Origin of the sequence: Streptomyces sp. (genome assembly GCF_031178505.1) — a bacterium.
GTDB lineage: Bacteria > Actinomycetota > Actinomycetes > Streptomycetales > Streptomycetaceae > Streptomyces > Streptomyces gulbargensis.
The window spans coordinates 1-2525 of sequence record NZ_JAPSIW010000894.1; the positions used below are offsets into that span (position 1 = coordinate 1).

The 2525-nt window shown below is 75.2% G+C and carries 5 protein-coding genes; 2 read left to right on the forward strand and 3 right to left on the reverse strand.

Going from position 1 to position 2525, the window contains the following annotated elements; all coding sequences use genetic code 11:
• The coding region (locus tag RIF68_RS34085) for an ADP-ribosylglycohydrolase family protein (protein ID WP_309055340.1) at positions 1 to 558 on the forward strand (558 nt) is incomplete at its 5' end.
• 14 nt (positions 559 to 572) lie between these two features.
• On the opposite strand, the gene RIF68_RS34090 is transcribed toward RIF68_RS34085, so the two are convergent.
• Genes RIF68_RS34090 through RIF68_RS34100 form a run of 3 tightly spaced genes read right to left on the reverse strand, consistent with a single transcriptional unit; the run spans position 573 to position 2124 of the window.
• A complete protein-coding gene (locus RIF68_RS34090; RefSeq protein ID WP_309055344.1) occupies positions 573 to 1262 on the reverse strand; it encodes a DNA polymerase beta superfamily protein in 690 nt (229 codons plus the stop codon).
• A gap of 16 nt (positions 1263 to 1278) precedes the next feature.
• Positions 1279 to 1743 carry a Rieske (2Fe-2S) protein gene (locus tag RIF68_RS34095; RefSeq protein WP_309055341.1) on the reverse strand — a complete coding sequence of 155 codons (465 nt, stop codon included), beginning with the start codon at positions 1741 to 1743 and terminating at the stop codon, positions 1279 to 1281.
• Between the two features lie 45 nt (positions 1744 to 1788).
• Entirely contained in the window at positions 1789 to 2124 is a 336-nt protein-coding gene (locus RIF68_RS34100; protein ID WP_309055342.1) for a DUF952 domain-containing protein, read from the reverse strand.
• 165 nt (positions 2125 to 2289) lie between these two features.
• Here RIF68_RS34100 and aroH point away from each other — a divergent pair.
• The coding region (aroH, locus tag RIF68_RS34105; RefSeq protein WP_309055343.1) for a chorismate mutase at positions 2290 to 2525 on the forward strand (236 nt) is incomplete at its 3' end.

Consider the following 2525-nt stretch of genomic DNA (forward strand, 5'->3'; position numbering starts at 1 on the left):
GCGCAGCTCCAGGCGGCCCTCACCCACGGCCACCCCACCGCGCTCGCCGCCTCCGACCTGACGGCCCACGCGGTGCGCCTGCTCGCCCAGGGCGTGGACCCGGCCGGGCTCGTCGGCCGGCTGCGCTCGTACGCGTACGAGAACCGCGACCGCTACCACGAGCGCTGGCTCGGCGACCTGTGGACCCGCTCCCAGGACCCCTCGGCCCTCCACTTCGTCCGGCGCGGCTGGGACGAGTGCCTGGCCGTCCTCGAACGCCTCGACGCCGTCCAGCGCACCGCCGACCCGGAGCTGGACCCCTGCGCGTACACCGGGGACGGCTGGATCGCCGAGGAGGCCCTCGCCACCGGGCTGCTCTGCTTCCTCCTCTTTCCCGGCGACCCGCTCACCGCCTTGCGCCGGGCCGCCTGCACCCGCGGCGACTCCGACTCCCTCGCAGCCCTCGCGGGCGCCTTCGCCGGGGCCCACCTGGGCGCGGACGCCTGGCCCGCCGCGTGGGCCGAGCGCGTCGAGTACCGGGAGGAGCTGATGGCCTTCGGAGCGCTCTGGGACGCCTGACCCGGCCCCTGGCCCTACAGCTCCCGGAGGGCCGAGGCGCGGCGGGCGCGGACGAGGAAGTCCTGGACGCGGGCGGAGTCCGGGGCGGCGGGCAGCGGACTCCGGGTGAGGGCGGTGTCCGCCTCCTCCTGGAGGCGGTCCATCCAGGTCTCGATCTCCGCCCACCCGACCTCGCCCCGCTTGACCGCGAGGAGACGTTCGCGCTCCTCGCCCACGTCGATCCGCAGCTCACCCGTGCGCAGCAGGTCCCGGCAGCTGGTCAGCAGCCGCAGCAGGTGCATGGCGTGCTTCCAGCGCGGCCGGCCGTACTGGCGCACGTCCGCGTCGAGCTTGCGGCGCTGGCCGGCCGCGTAGCGGACGAAGGTCTGGTGCGCCTGCCGGGAGAGGAAGGCGCCGCGCAGGGAGAGGAGTTCGCGGCCGAGGTCGTCGGCCCGGGTGACGAGCGGCGAGTGGAGGCACTCCAGGACGTTCGGGTTGTTGCGCAGGGCCAGCTCGCAGAAACGTTCCAGCTCCCAGCTGAACTGCTCCTCGCCCGGCCCCTCCACATGCGCGGGGGGCTTCTCGAAGTGCCAGAACAGCGGGGTGGGGGCGAGGTAGACGCCGCGCGTGTCGGTGTCGCTGTCCTCCGTCGCCAGGCCGAACGCCCGCGAGCCCATCACACAGGCGTAGACCGTGTGATCGCGGACGAGCGCTTCCGGGGTCATGTCCATGGCGGTCAGGCTACGCGAGGGTGATCGTCCCCCCGGAGACGGTGACGCGCTCCTCCGGCAGCGGCCGGGTCGCCGGGCCCGCCGCGACCGAACCGTCCGCGATCCGGAACCGCGAACCGTGGCAGGGACAGCGCACCGAGCCGTCCACGACCTTGTCCACCAGGCAGCCCTGGTGCGTGCAGACGGCCGAGAAGGCCTTGAACTCCCCGGCCGCCGGCTGCGTCACGACCACCTTCCGGTCGGCGACGACCTTGCCGCCGCCGACCGGGATCTCCGAGGTCCGCGCGAGGACCGTCCCCGCCGGACCCGTCGTGGCCGGCGCGCTCGTGGCCGTGCCCCCGGTGGCCGGCGCGCCCGTCCCCGTACCGCCGTCACCCCCGTCCCCGCCGTCGGCACCGCAGGCGGTCGCGGCGGACGCCGGCACCAGGGCGGCGGCGAGGAGGACGGTACGGCGCGGGGTGGCGTTCGCGGTCATACGGGCCAGCTTGGCCGGGCCCCCGCCCCGCCCGCCGCGACACGCCTACATCCAGGGCGCCAACTCCCTCGCCCGGCCGTCCGCGTCCCGGCGGACCTCCAGGACCGCCGTCACCGCCGCCCGTTCCACGGGGCCGTACACATGCGGGTACAGCTGGTCCTCCGAACCCTCCCACCGGACCTCCGCGCCGAGCCGCGCCTCGTCGATCACGAGCACCAGCAGCGGGCCCGGCACGTCCCGGTAGTGGGCGTCGGCGACGGCCAGGGCCGCCTGCTCGTCGGGCGAGCAGTGGACGAAACCCTCCTCCGCGAGCGACGGCGGGGCGTAGGGGACCTCGGGAGCGGCGGACCAGGCGTCCAGCGGTACGACGTGCAGCAGCATCCGGCCTTTCTACCCCGCCCGGCCCCGCGCCGTACGCCGGGTGGCCGAACTCCGGCGCGTGACCGGCGGCCGCCGTCTCGGAGGGCGGGCGGCGAGAGCGCGCCGCGCGCCCGGCTCACTACGCTGACTAGGCTGAACGTACAGACGCAGGCGAAGGAGCACGACGTGGCGGTACGAGCGGTCCGGGGCGCCGTCCAGCTCGAACGGGACGAGGCCGGCCACATGCACGAGCGCGTCGAGGAGCTGCTCACCGCCGTCCTCACCCGCAACGGGCTCACCGCCGACGACCTCATCAGCATCTGGTTCACCGCCACCCCCGACCTCCACAGCGACTTCCCCGCCGCCGCGGCCCGCCGGATCGGCATCGCCGACGTCCCGCTGCTCTGCGCCCAGGAACTCGA